This is a genomic window from Bradyrhizobium sp. LM2.9 (genome assembly GCF_054056555.1).
Map to the genome: position 1 here is coordinate 2,080,541 of NZ_JBSRYJ010000002.1, position 18,377 is coordinate 2,098,917.

Consider the following 18,377-nt stretch of genomic DNA (forward strand, 5'->3'; position numbering starts at 1 on the left):
CTATTCAGATGTCGCGTACATCGCGTGACATCGATCGGCGGCCTTCCAAAGGGCATCACCCTCTGATCGCGCTACATGGGGTTGGGGGACCGCATGGGGCGGGGGATCAAAGGCTGGGGCAAGGTTACGAGGTCCGGACTCCTAGGCACTCCGGACCTCGGGACTTTCTAGATTGAACGCGATTTCGCGCCGCCCGGCCTCATGAGCCGCGCGGCGCGATTTCGTTTTGGGCAGCTGCACGGTCAGACCTTGCCGATCAGTTCGGCACATTCCGTTCGAGATCTTCAAGCCACGCGGCCGCGCTGGAATCCGACGGCGCGCGCCAGTCGCCGCGCGGCGACAACGAGCCGCCTGCCGAGACCTTCGGCCCGTTCGGCATCGCCGATCGCTTGAACTGGCTGAAGGCAAAGAAGCGGCGCAGGAACACCTCCAGCCAGCGGCGGATCTCCTTGAGATCATAGGCCTTGCGCTTATCGGTCGGAAATGCCGGCGGCCATTCGCCCTCGGCGACGTCCTTCCATGCCTGCAGCGCCATGAAGGCGATCTTGGACGGCCGCATGCCAAAGCGCAGCGTGTAGAACAGGTTGAAATCCTGGAGCTCATAGGGACCGACGGAGGCTTCCGTGCTCTGTGCCTTCTCGCCGGGCTGGACCGGAACCAGCTCGGGCGAGATCTCGCCCGACAGGATCGAGGCAAGCGTCCGGTTGACGTCGTCGCTGAACTGTTTTGAGGCGATCACCCAGCGGATCAGGTGCTGGATCAGCGTCTTCGGCACCCCGGCGTTGACGTTATAATGCGCCATCTGGTCGCCGACGCCGTAGGTGCACCAGCCCAGTGCGAGCTCAGAGAGATCGCCGGTGCCGATCACGATGCCTCCGTGATGGTTGGCGAGCCGGAACAAATAGTCCGTGCGCAGGCCCGCCTGCACGTTCTCAAAGGTGATGTCGTAGACCTTCTCGCCCTTGCCGAAGGGATGGCCGATGTCCTTCAGCATCTGCGTCGCCGTGGTGCGGATGTCGAGTTCCTGCCAACTCGTCTGCAACGCCTTCATCAGCGCCAGCGCATTGGTCTTGCTCTCGCTGCCCGTGGCAAAACCCGGCATGGTGTAGGCAAGGATGTTCTCGCGCGGCAGGCCAAGGAGATCGACGGCCTTGGCCGCAACGATCAGCGCATGGGTCGAATCGAGCCCGCCCGAGACGCCGATGACGACGCGCTTGGTGCCGGTGGCGCGCATGCGCTGGACGAGGCCGGCGACCTGAATGTTGTAGGCCTCATAGCAGTCCTGCTCGAGCAGGCTCTCGTCGCTCGGCACGAACGGAAAGCGCTCGATCTTGCGCAGGAAGCCGATGTCGGCGGCCGGCGGCTTCAGGGCAAAGGTGATCCTTCGGTAGAAACCTTCGCGCTGGCGGCGATTGTCGTCGAACGTCCCCATCGAGGCGCGCTCCTGCCTGAGCAGGTCGAGATCGACGTCGGCCAGCGTGATCTGGCCGCCCTGGCGGAACCGCTCGCCCTCAGCCAGCAGCACGGCCGTTCTCGTAGATCGAGGTTTGGCCGTCCCAGGCGAGATCCGTGGTCGATTCCCCTGCCCCCGCGGCGGAATAAACGTAGGCCGCGAGGCAGCGCGTCGAGGTGGATTGGCACAGCAACGCGCGCGAACGGGCACGACCGATCGTGATCGGACTGCCCGAGAGATTGACAAGAACGCTTGCGCCAGCAAGCGCGAGCTCGGAGGCCGGCGTCACCGGGATCCACATGTCCTCGCAGATCTCGACACCGATCGTCAGGCCCGGGACGTCCTCGGCCGCGAACAGGAGATCGACGCCGAACGGGGCATGCAGCCCGCCAAACGCGATCGTCTCGCCGAGGATGCCGGCGCCGGAGGCGAAATGCCGCCCCTCATAGAATTCGCGATAAGTCGGCAGGTAGCTCTTGGGCACGACGCCGAGGACGTTGCCGCGATGGATGATGACCGCGCAATTGTAGATGCGATGGCCAAAGCGCAGCGGCGCGCCGACGATCAGCACGGTCATCAGTGCCGAGGAGGCCTGGACGATCGCGGCAAGTCCGCGCTCGACCGCATCGAGCAGCGGATCCTGCTTGACCAGATCCTCGATCGCATAGCCGGACAGGCACAGCTCGGGAAACACGGCAACCGCCACCGACTGCTCGTGGCAGTCCTTCGCCGCCGCCAGAACCGCCCTCGCATTGGCCGTGGGATCGGCCACATGAGAAGTCGTGACGCAGGCCGCCACGCGCGCAAATCCGTGGGCATAGATCGAGTGGAAACTCATCGAGCTCAGCACCTTCGATTCAATCTCTCTGCGGCCGGCCGCAGCCGTCAGCTCCGGACCATATGTAACCCATCGAGCCGGTCCCGTGCAGGCCATCCACCGTCATGCATAACGGACTTGCAGGCTCGTCCGCCCGGTGCCTGGCGAAGTCAGGCGCTACGGGCCAGCACCCCGGACAGATCGCCGCGCAGCCACACGGCGATCGCGGGCCAGGCATGGACGTGGGTTCGCGCGCCCATGAACAGGCCGAGATGGTTGCTGGGTTCGGAGGCCGTCGCAATGAAGGCCGGTGGCGTGCCGAGCAAACCGGCGGTGGCGAGCGCCTGCGCGGCCGGCACGACGTCGTCATCGAGCCCGGCCAGCAGGAAGACCGGCGCCTTGACGTCCTTCAGATCAATCACGCGGCCGAGTGCCGTGAATTGGCCGTTTGCGATCCGGTTCTCCCGGAAAATCCGGTTGACGATCTCGAGATAATAAGCGCCGGGCAGATTGAGCGTTTCCGTGTTCCAGCGCTCGAACCGCGCGAGCAGCGTTGCGCTCCCCTCAGCCGCAAGGTCCACCTGCAACGCCGCGGCGATGTCGTCGCGGGTTGGCGCCTTGGACCAGACACGCAGCATCTCCTCGCCGCTGACATTACCGCCGCCCCGTGCGACGAGCTGGTCATAGACCATTTCGGGAGCGTCGCGGGCGAGCTGCGACAGCCTGGACTCGATCGAGAGGTCGACCGGCGCGCCGACCAGGACCAGCCGCCGCACCTTGGCGGGAAAGCGCGCCGCATAGAGCAGCGACAGCCAGCCGCCCTGGCACAGGCCGACGAGATCGACCGGCGCGCCGATCTCGTCGATGGCGACGTTGAGATCGCCGAGATAGCTGTCGATCGAGAGATAGCGCATCTCGGGCGTGGCTGACCGCCAGTCGGCGAGATAGATCCGGTCGATGCCGCCATTTTGCAGGGACTGCACCACGCTGTGGCCGGGTGCGAAGTCGGCGATCAGGGCTCGATGCAGCGCATAGGGCGCGCAGACCAGCGCCGGCTGGCCGGATCGCGTCCGCGTGCAATCGCGCAAGCGCATGGTCGCGAGCTCCAGCGCAACGAAGTTGGCCGTGGTCCACGGCACCCTGCTGTCGACCTGCTCCGGCGGACCGCGCTCAAGCCATCCGAACCAGGCGTCCATGGCGAGCTGAGCCGCTGCGAACGGCCACAGCACCGGGTCACCCGGGACCTGCCCCGGCGCGCTCAGCTGTTTGCCGGTCTTCTCCGCCATGGCTACGTCACCGTTCTCACAGGAATGCCTCAAGGCCGATGACCGGAATGCCGCGCTCCCGAAAACTCTGATGGGTCGCGCCCATCGAGCCGTCGAGATCGATGCCGCAGCAGGCGTCCTCGATGACGGCGACATCGAACCCCGCCTCGCGGGCATCCTCCGCCGAAAAGCGGACGGAGAAGTCGAGCGCGAGGCCGGCGACGAAGACGGTGTTCAACTCGCGTTCGCGCAAATATCCGAGCAGGCCGGTCGGTGTTTTCTTGTCGTTCTCGAACAGCGCCGAATAGGAATCGATGCCGCGCCGAAACCCCTTCCGCACCACCAGATTTGCGCGGGTGACGTCGAGATCGCGATGAAATTCGGCGCCCGCGGTGCCCTGCACGCAATGGCTCGGCCACAGCACCTGGGCGCCGTAGTCAAGCGCGATGGTCTGGAACGGCTGTTTGTCCGCATGGTTCGAGGCAAAGGAGGACATGATCCCGGGGATGCCAGTCCTGGGTCAGCACCACATTGGCGAATTTTTGGGCGATTCGATTGATGGCGGGGACGACCTTCTCGCCGCTGGGAACGGCGAGCGCCCCGCCGGTGCAGAAATCGTTCTGCACGTCGATCACCAGCAGCACGTCGCGGTCGGAAATCTTCATCGCAAGGTCCATTTCAAGCCGTCCCGCGCGACCGGCGCCGAACGCTCCTCCAATGTCGATCTTCCCGGCAACCACCGCAAGGTGCGGCGATCTGCGCGAATGGCCGCGCCGTCATTCCCAAGGATGCAACGGTTTGGCCTCGTGCGTGTTGACTAGATCCACCCGAGGACGGACTCTGAAAGCCGTTCGCATCTTGCGATCCGATAGAACGGAGGAAGAGGTTCCCGCAGCCGGCAAGGCCGCGGCAGCCATATGCACATGACCATCGGCAAGACAGGACCGATTCTTCTCGCCGATATCGGCGGCACCAATGCGCGCTTCGCGCTCAGTCAGGGCAATCAGACCGGACCGATCGACTATGTGAAGGTGGCAGACTTCCCCACCGTCAGGGAAGCCATTGTCGATGTCCTCGGGCGCCGGTCCGGCGGCGAACCGCCCCAAAGGGCCGTGCTGGCCGTGGCGGGTCCGGTGACCAACAATCGCTGCGTCATGACCAACAGTCCGTGGGTCATCGACGGCAACGAGCTCCAGCCGGCCCTTGGCTTCGGCAGCGTTCACGTTCTCAACGATTTCGAGGTGGTGGCCTGGTCTCTGCCTGCCCTGCAGCCCGCCGACCTGATCCCGCTCGGCGGACAGGATGGCCTTCCCGGAGAGCCGTTGCTGGTGGTCGGACCTGGAACCGGCTTTGGCGTCTCCTGCCTGGTCGAGCGCCATCGCGCACGGCTGGCCGTCGTCACCGAAGCCGGCCACGCGACCCTGCCGGCGGAGAACGAGCACGAGGAACGCGTGATCGCGTCCATGCGCCGACGCCTCGGCCATGTCTCCATCGAGCGCGGCGCATTGTCCGGCTCCGGCCTGCAAAGCCTCTACGAAGCGCTGTCCGAAGTTGAAGGCGCTCGGGTGCCGCATCGCGATGCTGCCGCCATCACCAAGGCGGCCCTGGAAGGCAGTTGCGAACTCAGCCGCGCGACCCTGGGGATGTTTTGCGCCATTCTCGGCTCAGTCGCCGGCAATCTCGCAGTGACCTTCGGCGCCCGTGGCGGTGTCTATATCGCCGGCGGAATCGTGCCGCGTTTTCCGGATTTCCTCGCAGCTTCCGCGTTCCGGGCGCGCTTCGAAGCCAAGGGGCGCTTCCAGGACTATCTACGCAACATCCCGACCAGGCTGGTCACGAAGCCTGACGCGAGTTTCGTCGGCCTGAAGATGTTTGCCGAGCACAACCAGCCTTAAGATCTCATACGAGTTCCAGTAATTCACAGCTCATTGCACCGAACGCGCGGTTCCATACGGGATGGCGCTTGCGTGCATGTTTCGGATCAGAAACAATTCGGCGTTGTGTGTGGCGTAGTTGCGGGGGCGTGACATGCGTAAGCAGGATTTTGGTTTCGACTATCACCGCTATCACCGCCTGCTGATCGAGGCGGACGACGACGGCAAGCGGCTGGCCCTGATCGAGCTTTTGATCGAGGAAAAGGCGCGGGATCGGCTTGCTGCCCAGCGGGCTTCCGATCGCGCGGCCATGACAGCCCACACCATCGCCACGGTGCTGAAGAACGGGCGCCACTGAGGCGTGATCTCGTTACGGCGCGCGCAAACGCGGGACCGATTGCGATTCCGTTAACGATGCATCGAAAGCTCGCGTCAAACTTTTTGCTCTAAGGCTTCCCTCACCTGATGCAATTCAGGGGCAACAAAGGGGGGAATGAACATGAGCATGATTTCGATCGCCGCGATGCCGGCCACCGTCGAAACGCGTTTGGCCGATTTTTCGTTCAAGACCATCTTGCTGTTCAGCTGCACGGGCCTCGTCGCCTCGTTCGGCCTGATGGCGCGTGGCATCGATCTTGGCGCCGGCCTGATGTGAGACCGCGACGAATTCCGTCGCAAAATGGCCGCCCCTGATGGGCGGTCATTTTCGCCGTCACTCAGTGCGGCGTCTTCGCCCCCGCTTCCGGAAACATCGAATCGATCATCGCCTTGAGCTGATCGATCCCAATCGGCTTGCGCAGGATCGGCCGACGCCGGAGCAAGGACGGCAGCAGTTCCGGCCCGTAGCCCGTGGCAAACAGAAACGGCTTCCCGCGGCGCTCGATCAGGTCGGCCACGGGATCGACGTAGACGCCCTTGAGGTTGATGTCGAGAATTGCCAGATCGTACTGCGCGGTCATGGCAAAAGCGCTGGCGTCCCGGACATTGTCGGCTTCCGCGACGACGTGATGGCCGAGTTCCTCCACCATGTCCGCCATCATCATCCGGATCAACGCCTCGTCTTCGACCAGGAAAACGGAGAGTGCGTCCGCCATTTGAACCCCGCAATCAGCTTACGAAGCTAATCATAACCGAATTGCGGAGAGGATTCACGAATTCGTGGCGGGCGCCGTTAATTCAGGCGCGCCCGATCCGATTCAACTTGATCAATCCAATCCTCGTTCGTGGCTGAGGCGCACCATCTCCTGTATGAAGACCTGCTTCTGCTTGTCATCGAGGCTCGAGTAGAGTGGCTCGGCAGCGTCGGCGACGTTGCGCTGGTCGGCAGCGCGATCGATCAGGAACTGCGACTCGTTGCGCATCTGCTCGATGATGTCGTCCGGGGGATCCCGCTTGGCCCGGGTAACCCGCAGGTTGAGCCGCTCCGCACCATTGTGCCCCAGGTAGTGCATGGCGCTCGAGAAGCCGAACCAGTGCTTCTCCTGATCGGGCGTCAGGTTCAGTTCCGTCTTGATCCGCTCGATATAGGAATCACTGTTGGCAACGATTTGCTCGGCGGTCTGTTGCGGCGCGCCGGTCTGGGTGAGGACGGGGACGTCCTTATTGTCCTGCGGCGCATTTTTGGCTTCCTTGCTCGCCTTGGCGCCCTTGCCCGCCTTGCCGCTCTTGGCATCCTTGTCCTTGCCAGCGCCCGGCTGCTTAGAGTCCTTGCTAGCATCCTTGTTAGAATCCTTGGCGGCCGGCGGCGCCTGATTGCCGTTATTGTTGTTGACGCCGAGCACGCCGGTGAAGACGCCGACCACGCCGCCGATCGCGCCGCCCAGCACGCCCCCGACGGGGCCCGCGGCCTTGTTGCCGGCCGCGGCTCCATCCTGAACGCCTTTGACCAGGCCTTGTGCATGCGCGACCGCGGCTGCGCCGAGCAGCAACACGAAAACGGCGCCCAGCGCGAACCATCGTCGCAGGTAAAGCCGCGCGGGCGGCGCCGGGTTTTTCATTCTGGTCTCCATGGTCGATCTGTTGGCCTGTCGGGGTGGAAGCCACCCGCCAGTTGCAACTCTATCGTTTTCACCGCTTCGAGGTCTAGGCGCCGACAAATGCTATCCACGCCCGAAAAGTTGTTTGGCGCGAGGCGCTTATGCAGGCTCGTTGGAAACTGCGGCGTAATTGCGCACATGTCGCTGCGGCGGGGCGGCGCAAAGTGTGCGTCGCAAAACGACCGACCGCGGTTCATGGCCGGCGCGCGACACCGGAGGTAATCCCGCCTTCCCGGGACACAACGTTAGTTCTAGGCGCGAGCCGTCCGGTTTTCTCGACAGACGCGATCAATCATGATCTGATCGCGCTACCAATTTGCAAGAACGTTCAACAAGAAACTCCCAACAAGAAAATCAAAAGCAAAACTCGGAAGAAGAGTTCAGAGGAAACACCAGAACAATAAAACACCCAAGCGAGGAAACGAGATGTCACGCAAGACACTGACGCGACGTCAATTTGTGGCTGCCACTGCAATGTCCTCTGCGGCGCTGATCACCGCGCCCTATGTCCGAGGCGCTTACGCCGCCGGCAAGCTCTCGATCGGCTTCTGGGACCACTGGGTGCCCGGCGCCAACGATGCCTTCCACCGCCCTCGTCAAGGAATGGGGCGAGAAGGAGAAGGTCGAAGTCTCGATCGACTACATCACCAGCAACAACAAGAAGATCGAGTTGACCGCGGCGGCCGAAGCCCAGGCCAAGTCCGGTCACGACATTCTCCAGATGCCGAGCTGGTGGCCACACGCCTATTCGGAGAATCTCGAGCCGCTCAACGACGTCATGGAGCCGCTCATCAAGCAGAACGGCGAGGTGAACGGCACCGTCAAATATCTCGGGCAGTCGGGCGGAAAATGGCTGGCAGTGCCCGCGACACCGGGAAGCCAGATCAAGGGCCCCTGCTCCCGCATAGACCTGATGAAGAAGCACGCGGGCATCGACGTGCAAGAGATGTATCCGGCCGGCAGTCCGCCAAAAGCGGACAACTGGACCATGGAGACGTTCCTGAAGGCGGCCGAGGCCTGCCACAAGGCCGGCTTCCCCTTCGGCATCGGTCTCGGCGAGACCACCGATAGCGTCGACACCGCGGGCGCGATCTTCCAGTCATTCGGCGCCGAGTTGGTCAACGCCAAGGGCGATATCACCGTCAAGACCGACGCGGTCAGACAGGCGCTCGAATTCTACAAGAAGCTGATCGCCGTTCTGCCCACCGACGCACCGTCTTGGGATGATGCCTCCAACAACAAATGGCTGATCTCGGGCCGCGGGGCGATGATCCTGAATCCGCCGAGTGCCTGGGCGGTCGCCAAGCGCGACGCACCGCAAGTCGCCGAACAGTGCTGGACGCACGGCTTCCCGTCCGGTCCGAAGGGACGTTTTGCGCCCTTCCTGCCCTACTTCTGGGGCGTCTGGGCCTTTGGCAAGAACAAGGAAGCGGCCAAGAGCTTGCTCGTTCACCTGTCCTCGCCAGCGGCGATCGAGAAGTTCGTCGCGGCAAGCGGCGGGTACGATCTCCCGGCCTACGCAAACATGACGAAGTTCAAGACCTGGGCCGAGGAAGGGCCGCCGAAGGGCACGCTGTTCCACTATCCGGATCCCTACAAGCAGCAGACGATGTCGATCGCAGCGTCTCCAGCGCCGCCGAAGATCGCCCAGCAGATCTACTTCCAGGCGACGCTGACCAAGATGGCGCTGCGCTTTGCGCAAGGAGAGAAGTTGGAAACGGCGCTCGCCTGGGCGGAGGGTGAGTGCGAGGGCTTCATGCGGACCTGAGACGGGTATGTACCATGGGGGTTCACGCTTCGCGCGTGAGCCGCCGAGGCACCCCTCGCTCGATCCGCTTGCCGAATGAAGCCGACGGCAGCGCCGGCTTCGCCATTCCACATGTCCTGCTACATGTCCTGCAAAGAGGCTAACGTCATGGCCGATGTCGTCGTTGAGCAAGGCCGTCTCGCTCGTGCTGCGGGCCCGCGCAAACGGACGAGCCTGCGCAATGCAATGGGACGGAAATCGACCGTAGCGTTCTTCCTGACGCTGCCGCTGATCCTCCTGATCGCCCTGCTCGTGCTCTATCCCGCCTTCTATTCGGTCTACCTGGCGACGCTGAACAAGGCGATGACGAAGTTCGTCGGCCTCAGCAATTTCACCTTCCTGTTCAAACGCGAGACGTTCTGGATGGTGGTGAGACAGTCTTGCATTTTTGCGATTACCGCCGTGGTCTTCAAGGCGCTGATCGGCTTCATCGTCGCGCATTTCGTCCACAACATTCCGGGCAAGAAGCAACGTAAATGGCGCGGCATGCTGCTGGTGCCCTGGGTGATCCCGCCGGCGATGAGCACGCTGGCATGGCTGTGGCTGTTCGACCCCTCCTACAGCGCCTTCAACTATACCCTCTCGTTCTTCGGCATCGGTCCGATCCCGTGGCTCGGTGACACCTTCTGGGCGCGTTTCTCCGTCATCCTCGTCAACGTCTGGTACGGCGCGCCATTCTTCCTGATCATGTATCTGGCCGCGCTGAAATCCGTGCCTGACCAGCTCTACGAAGCCGCGGCGATCGACGGCGCCAATTGGTGGCAGAAGATCTGGCACATCACCTTGCCGATGATGCGCAACATCATCGCCATCACCACGCTGTTCTCGCTGATCGTCACTTTCGCCAATTTCGACATCGTGCGTATCCTCACCTCCGGCGGTCCGCTGGACCGGACGCATCTGTTCGCCACCTGGGCGTTCCAGGTCGGCATCCAGAGCAGCGACATTCCGCTCGGCGCCTGCGTCTCGCTGTTCATGGTGCCGATCCTCGCCGTCGCAGCGGTCTTCATCCTGCGCGATGTCAACAAACGTGGGAACGAAGCCTGATGAGCACGCTCGCGATCGACAAGGCCGGACCGACACGCAAGGTCAAGCTGCGAAGCATGAGCCGCGACCGCACCTGGGCGCTGCGCTGGTCCTACTTCTTCCTGGTGCTGTTTGCGATCTTCTTCCTGATCCCGCCGGTCTACATGCTGATCACCTCGCTCAAGAGCAGCGCGGAGATCTCGGCCGCCACCAATCCGTGGTGGGTCTTTCATCCGACCCTGTCGAACTATGTCGAGCTATTGACCTCGAACCAGTTCCTGCGGTTCTTCTGGAATTCGTCGATGATTTCGATCGTGGTCGTGATCGTGACGATGCTGATCAGCATTCCGGCGGCGTTTGCATTGGCGCGGATGAAGTTCTGGGGCTCGGCGACGCTCGCGACCGGCGTCTTTCTCACCTATTTGATCCCGGACAGCCTCCTGTTCATTCCCTTGTTCAAGATGCTCGCGGTGGTCCAGGACTTCACCGGCATCACTCTGCTCAACCGCTGGTACGTTCTTGTCTTCATCTATCCGACTCTGACCGTGCCGTTCTGCACCTGGATCATGATCGGTTATTTCGCCTCGATCCCGAAGGAGTTGGACGAGGCTGCCCTCATCGACGGCGCTTCCTGGCTCCAGACCCTAACGCGGATTTTCATCCCGGTAGCCCTGCCCGGACTGATCGCCGCGACCATCTTCGCCTTCACCGTGTCCTGGGCGCAGTTCCTCTATCCCCTGGTGTTCACGACATCCATCGACCAGCTCGTGCTGCCGGTCGGCATCACCACCACGCTGATCAAGGGCGACGTCTTCAACTGGGGACAGATCATGACCGGCGCGCTGCTCGGCGCAGCCCCGCCGCTGGTCATCTACGCCTTCCTGATGGACTATTACATTGCCGGCCTGACCGCCGGCGCGACGAAGGGTTGAGAACGAGGGGTTGAACTGCAATGGCCGACGTTTCCCTGCGTAAGGTGATCAAGCGTTACGACGACGTCGAAGCCGTGCGCGGCATCGATCTCGACATCTCCGACCATGAGTTCATCGTGCTCGTCGGCCCCTCCGGCTGCGGCAAGTCGACGACGCTGCGCATGATCGCAGGACTTGAAGACATCACCGACGGCGACATTATGATCGGCGGGGACGTCGTCAACGACGTGCCGCCGAAGGACCGCGACATCGCGATGGTGTTCCAGAACTACGCGCTCTATCCGCACATGACGGTCGCGGAAAACATGTCGTTCGGGCTGCGCCTGAAGCACTATCCCAAGGCCGAGATCAAGGCGCGGGTGACGGAAGCCGCCCGCCTCCTCGACATCACCGACCTGATCGACCGCAAACCGAAGCAGCTCTCCGGCGGCCAGCGCCAGCGCGTCGCCATGGGGCGGGCCATCGTGCGTAATCCAAAGGTCTTCCTGTTCGACGAGCCGCTGTCCAATCTCGATGCCAAGCTGCGCGTGCAGATGCGGATCGAGATCAAGAAGGTGCACCAGAAGGTACGAACCACCACGGTCTACGTCACCCACGACCAGGTCGAGGCGATGACGCTGGCCGATCGCGTGGTGGTGATGAACAAGGGCCGCATCGAGCAGATCGGCACGCCGAACGAGCTCTACCACAAGCCGGCGACGCGCTTCGTCGCGGGCTTCATCGGCTCGCCCGCGATGAACTTCCTCCCGTGCCGGCTGGAGGACGCCGGCGGCACACTCCAGATCCGCCTGACCGACCGCATCGCCTTCGCGCTGCCGCCCGGCCCGCGCCACTCGCTACAACGCACTGCCGCGCACCGACAAGCTCCTGCTCGGCATCCGGCCCGAGCATCTCACCGAGTCGCACGCGCATCTGGGGCCGGGTGTCGAAACCTTCGACACCGTGCTCGACGTCACCGAGCCGATGGGCATGGAGACCCTGGTCTATTTCGGGCTCGAGGGCACGCCCGTCTGCGGCCGTGTCGATCCCAATGCCGGCGCTGCGGACGGGGCTCCCATGCGTTTGGCGATGGACCTCAACAATATGCACCTGCTAAACGAAGAGACCGGCGTCGTGTTGTGACGCCGGTTTTGGAAACGCGAGCAGGCGGGGAGCAATGGCGACCAACAAAAAGAAGATTTTCGTTACACAAACTTTGTCGCAAGGCGCGCGCACCCTCCTCACCCAGCGAGATGACATCGAGCTCATCGAGTTTCCGAACCTGATCTCCGCCAAAGACTTCGAGGCCTTGCTCGAGAGCCACGCGCCGGTCCACGGCGTGGCGCTTGGTGCCACCGCCTTCGGCGAGACCGAACTCGAAGCCTCGAAAGACATGAAGGTGGTGACGCGGATCGGCGTCGGCTACGACGCCGTCGACGTTCCCGCCCTCTCCCGCCGCAAGGTGCCGCTGATGGTCGCGGGCAGCGCGAACTCGCCCTCGGTCGCAGAGCAGGCGTTGTTCATGATGCTGACGCTGGCAAAACGCGCGCAGGAGATGCACGCCTGCGTCAAGGATGGCAAATGGGCCGACCGGCTCGGCATGCTGCCGTTCGATCTCTACGGCAAGACCGTCCTCGTCATCGGCTTCGGCCGGATCGGCACCCGTACCGCCAAGCGCTGCCTGGCGATGGACATGAACGTGCAAGTCTACGATCCCTACAAACCTGCCGCAGATATCAAAGCGGCCGGCTGCGAGCCCGTCGCCGATCTCGACGCGGCGCTGCCTCACGCCGATTTCGTCACCATCCACTGCCCGAAGACGCCGGAAACCCTCGGCCTGTTCGACGCCGCGCGGATCGGCCGGATGAAGCCGAAATCCTATCTCATCAACACCGCTCGCGGCGGCATCGTGAAGGAGGCCGCGCTGTACGACGCCCTGGTCTCGGGCAAGATCGCCGGCGCCGGCATCGACGTGTTCGAGGTCGAACCGCCGCCGGTGAGCAATGCGCTGTTCGCGCTGTCCAACGTCATCATGGCCCCGCATGTCGCCGGTGTCACGGTGGAGGCGGTGAGCCGCATGAGCGAGCAGACCGCGCGCAATATTCTGAGTGTGCTGGACGGCGATCCCATCAGGCAGAACATCATCAACCAGGACGTCCTGGGCTGAGCCGACCTCGGGGGCGGGCGGCCCACCCGCCCGCCTTCGGAACGCCAGAATGCGTCCCATTTTGGTGCAGATCGAGCCCTCACTCAGCCTTAATCAAACCCGCGTAATAGGTCCGGCCGCGGCGGCAGTGGGACAGACTTGCCGGCCGCGTCGAGCTGGAGGATGGACCCTTGTCAGAGATCGACCCGACCGACCACACGCTGGCGACCATCGCCAGCATTTTGGAGCACCCCGAGCCCGTCCTCGTCGTGCGCGAGACCGAGACCCTGACCGTAACAGAAATGGTGGTTGCTGGTGAGCATGTGGTCGCCGATGAGCACCCGATGGTCGATGAGCATCCGGTGGTCGAGGAGCAGCCGCTGGTGCCGGAGCACGCCGATGCCGACGGCTACAGCAAGGTCGGTCCGGGGCCGATGGTGGCGATCCGTCTGAAATGGACGGTCCATCGCGGCGACGACAGCCAGTTCTACGTCCACGAAACCATCGGGGAGCAGTCCGTGCCCGTGATCAGCGGCCCGATGACCAGCGAGGCTGCCGTGCATTTCGTCGACGCGCACGAGGACGAGGCACATCGGCGCTTCGAAGAGCTGCGCAGCGAGATCGCCGGCCGCAGCTCGCTCGCCGACTACGAGCGCAAGGGCGAAGCCTAGGCTTATCGTCGTCCGAGATAATCCTTCTTCACGAGCTCGACACCTGCGTGCCGCAAGAGGTCGTAGGTCGTCGTCACGTGAAAGAAGAACTGCGGGACGCTGAAGGTCAGCAGCAGCGTCCGTCCGGTGAACGGCAGCTCGGTCCCGTTTTTCAGCCTGAAGAAGACATTCCGTTCCGCCGCGGCGTCGATCTCCGCGCGCGGCAGGCTTTCGATGAACTCGATTGACGTGGCAATGCGGGCCTGAAGCCCGGCCATGTCGTGCTCCAGCACCGGCAGCGTCACCGGCTCGCGCTCGGCCAGCAAGGCCGAAGCGACCGCGGCATGGCGGCAGGCCTCGCCGATCTGCTGCGCCAGATCGTACATGTCTGGTGACATGCGCATGCCGAGCAGGACGGACGGATTGAACTTCCGGGTTTCGGCATAGGCAACGCCCTTGTCGAGCAGTGCGGACAGGTTGCGCAGGTAAGGCACGAAGACGCCGACCGAGGCGTCATACATCGAGATCGTCACTTCAAAATTCCCTTCAATTCCGCCTCGCCAGCGACGGGCATCTGGTCTAGATCCAAGCCTCAAGAGCTGCACAATGACAGCTCGGGCATGGGTGGAAAAGAGATGATCGTTCGAATGACCATTCGAATTTTGGCGGCTTTGGCCGTGGTCCTGCTGGCAAACATTTCGGCCCACGCACAGCAGGCGGCGTCCTCCCGCCTCGACGAGATCGTCAAGCGCGGCACTTTGCGCGTCGGCATGACCGGCGATTACAAGCCCTTCACCTATCTCGACAAGACAACGCAGCAGTTCAGCGGCTTCGACGTCGATATGGCCGAGGCGCTAGGCAAGGCGCTCGGCGTCAAGGTTGAATTCGTGCCGACGGCCTGGCCAAAGCTGATGAAGGATTTCGAGGCTGACCAATTCGACATCGCCATGGGCGGCATCTCGGTCACGCTCGACCGGCAGAAGAAGGGCTTTTTCTCCAGGCCGATCATGCGCGAGGGCAAGACGCCGATCGCGCGCTGTGCCGATGTCGGCAAATACCAGAGCATCACCGACATCGACAAGAAGGGCACCCGTGTGATCGTCAATCCCGGCGGCACCAACGAGCGCTTTGCGCGTGCCAACATCAAGGACGCCGACATCACCGTCTTCCCCGACAATACCGTGATCTTCGATGAGATCGCCAAGGGCAATGCCGACCTGATGATGACGGACGCCTCCGAGACGCGCTACCAGCAGAAGCAGCATTCTGGCGTGCTCTGCGCGGTGCATCCCGAAAAGCCGTTCGATTTCTCCGAGAAGGCCTATTGGCTCCAGCGCGACATGGCGCTGAAGGCGTTTGTCGACCAATGGCTGCACATCGCCATGGAGGACGGCAGCTACAAGAAGATCTACGCCGCCTGGTTCGACTAGGGCGCGTCCTCCTGTCGCTTGCCCCGGCCAAACTTTGGACCGGCTCCGGTGTTATTGAACCCGGAACAGCCGGAGCACGACTCATACGGTGACAGTGATCTAGATCACTTTTTGCCGATCGCACCGGGGCGTAAGCGTCGGTGCGGGGACCACCTGTTTCAGGAGACGGAAATGAGGAAGCTGTTGGCCACGGCCGCATTCCTTTTGGCGAGCACCGCTGCGCAGGCGCAGTACACCTTCGACTATGGCGGGCGCACCATCCGCATCGATCCCGACCGCGGCACGGTGCAAATCCCCGGCGTCTATGACAACACCGGCCAGGGCAAGGCAAAGAAGACCAAGACCGATGCCAAGGGGGCTCCTAAAGCGGACCCGCAGGCACCGCAGCAAGCCAAGGCCGACCCGCAGCCGCCGGCCAATCCGGCGCCGGTACCCGCGCCTGTCGTAGCACCTCCGGCGGCCGAGCAGGCCCCTGTCCAAGCCCCCGTGGTCGTGGCGCCTCCTGCCCCGCCGGCGCCTCCGGCCACCACGGCTAACAATGCTCCGGCCGAAGACGCGCTTGTGCCGCCGCCTCAGCCGGCCTCGAGTGCTGCCCCGACGGTGGCCGCAGTACCGCCCGCACCGCCAGCCCCGACGGTCGCAGCCGCGCCTCCGGCTCCGCCTCCCGTCCCGGCGCCTGCGCCTGCCCCCGTTCAGTCGGCTGCAGTCGCGCCGCCGGCTCCCGCGGCCGCGGCCACGCGCGATCTCAATTCACCGCTCGGCGTCTGGCTCACCGAGGAGAAGGAAGGCAAGGTCCGGATCGAGCAATGCGGCAACAATCTCTGCGGCTATTCGGTCGATTCGAAATCGAACCAGAACGGCGAGCAGGTCCTGATCAACATGAAGCCCGGCAAGGATCAGAACAAGGACCAGAAATGGTCCGGCCGCGTCCTCGATCCGAACTCCGGCTCGACCTACGATTCAACCATCGCGCTGAAGGGCACCGATCGGCTGCGCGTGCAGGGCTGCGCCTTTGGCGGCATGTTCTGCGGCGGCCAGACCTGGACGCGTCTGAACTGACGTCGAGACGACACTCTGACCGAGACAAAGGGGCTTGCAACGCGGGCCCCTTTGCTTTTGTCCGCCAAATCGATTGCGACGTGCGCGACGTCACAGAGCCCGTCGCGCGCGTGACAGCCCTCACATCGCCGGTACGGCGCCCATGCCAGGATCCCCGCAGGCTCAACCACAGGGGCGTGTCATGAACGGTTTTCGCAAATGTCTTTTCGCCACGATCGTCGTCATCGCGTTGCCGGCCGCTCAGGCCAGCGCCAGCACTTTCGACGGCGCATGGAATGTCCGTATCTCATCGTCGAGCGAGACCTGCGGTAACGGCTCGACCGTCTCGATCGGCATCAACAATGGTCAGATCGCGTCGAGCAGCGCCGCAGTGACGGCGTCCGGCCGCGTCGCGGATGCCGGCCGCATCAATGTCACGTTGAGCACCGGCATCAAGCGCGCCGTCGGCTTCGGCCGGCTCAGCGGCACCTCAGGCTCCGGCACCTGGCGCGGCACCATGTGCACGGGCACGTGGACGGCGGAAAGGATGTAAAGTGCCGTGTCCCGGACGAGCAGCGACGCATCGCGGTACGCGATGCGTCTTGTCCCGGGGGCACGAGAGTTAGCCGACCGCCGCCCCATATTCCGCGTCGGTCACCGGCTCCAGCCAGGTCGAGAACACGCCGTCGAGCGCTTCCTGCATGGCGATGTGGGTCATGCCGTTGGTCGGCGTAGCGCCGTGCCAGTGCAGCTCGCCCGGTGGAATCCAGACGGTGTCACCAGGACGTATTTCCCTGATGGGCCCGCCCTTGGCCTGGACCCGGCCAACGCCCGAGATGACGTACAGCGTCTGCCCGAGCGGATGGTGATGCCAGTTGGTGCGCGCGCCCGGCTCGAACGACACGCGCGAGCAGTTCAGCCGCGCCGGCGCGGGCGCCATGATCACGGGGTCCTGAAGGACCGTGCCGGTGAAGTGTTCCTTGGGCGCGCGGCGGGTCGGCCGCGTGCCTGCGACAGTGATCTCCATGGGGTAACCTCGCTTGCTGTCTGTTACTTCTTGCTTGCGGCGTAGCGCGCCTTGGTCTCGGCGTTCATGGGATAGAGGCCCGGGAGCACCGCGCCGTTGTTCACCTCGTTCACGATCCAGGCTTCCATCCGCTCCTGCTCGACACTCTCATTGAGCACGTGTTCGAGCATCGCCTGCGGGATCAGCACGCAGCCGTCCTGGTCGGCGACCACGATGTCGTTCGGGAATACCGCAACGCCGCCGCAGCCGATCGGCTCGCCCCAGCCGACGAAGGTCAGACCGGCAACCGACGGCGGTGCGGCATAACCGTCGCACCAGACCGGCAGGTTGGTGCCGAGCACGCCCTCGACGTCACGCACGACGCCGTCGGTGACGAGTGCGGTGACGCCGCGCTTCATCATGCGCGCGCACAGGATGTCGCCGAAGATGCCGGCATCGGTGATCCCCATGGCGTCGACCACGGCGATGCAGCCCTCCGGCATTGCTTCGATCGCGGTCCGAGTCGAGATCGGCGACGACCAGGACTCCGGCGTCGCCAGATCCTCGCGCGCCGGCACGAAGCGCAGCGTGAAGGCCGGTCCCACCAGGCGCGGCAGACCCGGGCGCAGCGGACGCGCGCCGCGCATCCAGATGTTGCGCAGGCCCTTCTTCAGCAGGACCGTGGTGATGGTGGCGGTGGTGATGCCGGCGAGGGTCTTGCGGGCTTCGGGGGACAGCGACATGGAAACAGACGAGCTCCGGATGGGCGGGAATGAACGCGCGCATCTTGCGAGGTGCGGGCGTGCCGTCAAGGGCCAAGAAGGTACCAATCATGCAGGGCCGCAGCGCTGTTATGCGTCGCGATAACAAGGCTTTATCGTCTCCCCCTGCATTAATTTATTGGACTTGGGGGCGCAT

The 18,377-nt window shown here is 63.6% G+C and carries 16 protein-coding genes and 4 pseudogenes; 12 read left to right on the top strand and 8 right to left on the bottom strand.

The window, feature by feature from the left end:
- Positions 1–256 precede the first annotated feature (256 nt).
- The 3 genes and pseudogenes from ACVWW3_RS11420 to pncA all read right to left on the bottom strand — a co-directional run bounded on the left by ACVWW3_RS11420 (position 257) and on the right by pncA (position 4,212).
- Positions 257–2,291, bottom strand: a pseudogene (locus tag ACVWW3_RS11420) (NAD(+) synthase).
- 149 nt (positions 2,292–2,440) lie between these two features.
- Positions 2,441–3,556: an alpha/beta fold hydrolase gene (locus tag ACVWW3_RS11425; RefSeq protein ID WP_456649996.1), complete on the bottom strand. Its 1,116-nt coding sequence runs from the start codon at positions 3,554–3,556 to the stop codon at positions 2,441–2,443.
- A gap of 16 nt (positions 3,557–3,572) precedes the next feature.
- Positions 3,573–4,212: pseudogene (pncA, locus tag ACVWW3_RS11430) on the bottom strand (bifunctional nicotinamidase/pyrazinamidase).
- Positions 4,213–4,458: 246 nt separating this feature from the next.
- On the opposite strand from pncA, the gene glk reads away from it, so the two are divergent.
- From glk to ACVWW3_RS11445, 3 genes are all read left to right on the top strand, one after another.
- Positions 4,459–5,430, top strand: coding sequence for a glucokinase (gene glk, locus ACVWW3_RS11435; RefSeq protein WP_456649994.1), 972 nt, complete (start codon positions 4,459–4,461; stop codon positions 5,428–5,430).
- 133 nt (positions 5,431–5,563) lie between these two features.
- Entirely contained in the window at positions 5,564–5,767 is a 204-nt protein-coding gene (locus tag ACVWW3_RS11440) for a hypothetical protein (protein ID WP_247346925.1), read from the top strand.
- Positions 5,768–5,908: 141 nt separating this feature from the next.
- Complete coding sequence (locus ACVWW3_RS11445; RefSeq protein WP_456649993.1) at positions 5,909–6,064, top strand: hypothetical protein; 156 nt, start codon at positions 5,909–5,911, stop codon at positions 6,062–6,064.
- A gap of 61 nt (positions 6,065–6,125) precedes the next feature.
- On the opposite strand, the gene ACVWW3_RS11450 is transcribed toward ACVWW3_RS11445, so the two are convergent.
- On the bottom strand, positions 6,126–6,503 hold the full coding sequence (locus ACVWW3_RS11450) for a response regulator (RefSeq protein WP_354106157.1): 378 nt from the start codon (positions 6,501–6,503) through the stop codon (positions 6,126–6,128).
- Positions 6,504–6,614: 111 nt separating this feature from the next.
- Positions 6,615–7,406, bottom strand: coding sequence for a Spy/CpxP family protein refolding chaperone (locus ACVWW3_RS11455; RefSeq protein ID WP_456649992.1), 792 nt, complete (start codon positions 7,404–7,406; stop codon positions 6,615–6,617).
- A 465-nt stretch (positions 7,407–7,871) separates the two neighbouring features.
- Between ACVWW3_RS11455 and ACVWW3_RS11460 the strand changes: the two are divergent.
- The 6 genes and pseudogenes from ACVWW3_RS11460 (at position 7,872) to ACVWW3_RS11485 (ending at position 14,006) form a co-directional block, all read left to right on the top strand.
- Positions 7,872–9,213 (top strand): annotated as a pseudogene (locus ACVWW3_RS11460) (ABC transporter substrate-binding protein).
- A gap of 147 nt (positions 9,214–9,360) precedes the next feature.
- Complete coding sequence (locus ACVWW3_RS11465) at positions 9,361–10,299, top strand: carbohydrate ABC transporter permease (protein WP_456649991.1); 939 nt, start codon at positions 9,361–9,363, stop codon at positions 10,297–10,299.
- Positions 10,299–11,210: a carbohydrate ABC transporter permease gene (locus ACVWW3_RS11470; RefSeq protein ID WP_456649990.1), complete on the top strand. Its 912-nt coding sequence runs from the start codon at positions 10,299–10,301 to the stop codon at positions 11,208–11,210. Before ACVWW3_RS11465 ends, ACVWW3_RS11470 begins: the two co-directional genes overlap by 1 nt.
- A 20-nt stretch (positions 11,211–11,230) precedes the next feature.
- A pseudogene (locus ACVWW3_RS11475) lies at positions 11,231–12,332 on the top strand (ABC transporter ATP-binding protein).
- 34 nt (positions 12,333–12,366) lie between these two features.
- Positions 12,367–13,356 (top strand): hydroxyacid dehydrogenase, encoded by a 990-nt coding sequence (locus ACVWW3_RS11480; RefSeq protein ID WP_456649989.1) that lies wholly within the window; start codon positions 12,367–12,369, stop codon positions 13,354–13,356.
- Positions 13,357–13,526: 170 nt separating this feature from the next.
- On the top strand, positions 13,527–14,006 hold the full coding sequence (locus tag ACVWW3_RS11485) for a hypothetical protein (protein WP_456649988.1): 480 nt from the start codon (positions 13,527–13,529) through the stop codon (positions 14,004–14,006).
- 2 nt (positions 14,007–14,008) lie between these two features.
- Here ACVWW3_RS11485 and ACVWW3_RS11490 read toward each other — a convergent pair whose 3' ends face one another.
- Positions 14,009–14,506: a DUF1993 domain-containing protein gene (locus ACVWW3_RS11490; RefSeq protein ID WP_456652023.1), complete on the bottom strand. Its 498-nt coding sequence runs from the start codon at positions 14,504–14,506 to the stop codon at positions 14,009–14,011.
- A 126-nt stretch (positions 14,507–14,632) separates the two neighbouring features.
- On the opposite strand from ACVWW3_RS11490, the gene ACVWW3_RS11495 reads away from it, so the two are divergent.
- The 3 genes from ACVWW3_RS11495 to ACVWW3_RS11505 all read left to right on the top strand — a co-directional run bounded on the left by ACVWW3_RS11495 (position 14,633) and on the right by ACVWW3_RS11505 (position 17,006).
- Positions 14,633–15,415 (top strand): transporter substrate-binding domain-containing protein, encoded by a 783-nt coding sequence (locus ACVWW3_RS11495; RefSeq protein WP_456649987.1) that lies wholly within the window; start codon positions 14,633–14,635, stop codon positions 15,413–15,415.
- Positions 15,416–15,586: 171 nt separating this feature from the next.
- A complete protein-coding gene (locus ACVWW3_RS11500) occupies positions 15,587–16,474 on the top strand; it encodes a DUF2147 domain-containing protein (RefSeq protein WP_456649986.1) in 888 nt (295 codons plus the stop codon).
- Positions 16,475–16,655: 181 nt separating this feature from the next.
- Entirely contained in the window at positions 16,656–17,006 is a 351-nt protein-coding gene (locus tag ACVWW3_RS11505) for a hypothetical protein (RefSeq protein WP_354106150.1), read from the top strand.
- Between the two features lie 69 nt (positions 17,007–17,075).
- Here ACVWW3_RS11505 and ACVWW3_RS11510 read toward each other — a convergent pair whose 3' ends face one another.
- Positions 17,076–17,480, bottom strand: a complete 405-nt coding sequence (locus ACVWW3_RS11510; protein WP_279667380.1) for a (R)-mandelonitrile lyase — start codon at positions 17,478–17,480, stop codon at positions 17,076–17,078.
- A gap of 23 nt (positions 17,481–17,503) precedes the next feature.
- Complete coding sequence (locus ACVWW3_RS11515) at positions 17,504–18,202, bottom strand: ribonuclease activity regulator RraA (protein ID WP_247346892.1); 699 nt, start codon at positions 18,200–18,202, stop codon at positions 17,504–17,506.
- Between the last annotated feature and the right edge of the window lie 175 nt (positions 18,203–18,377).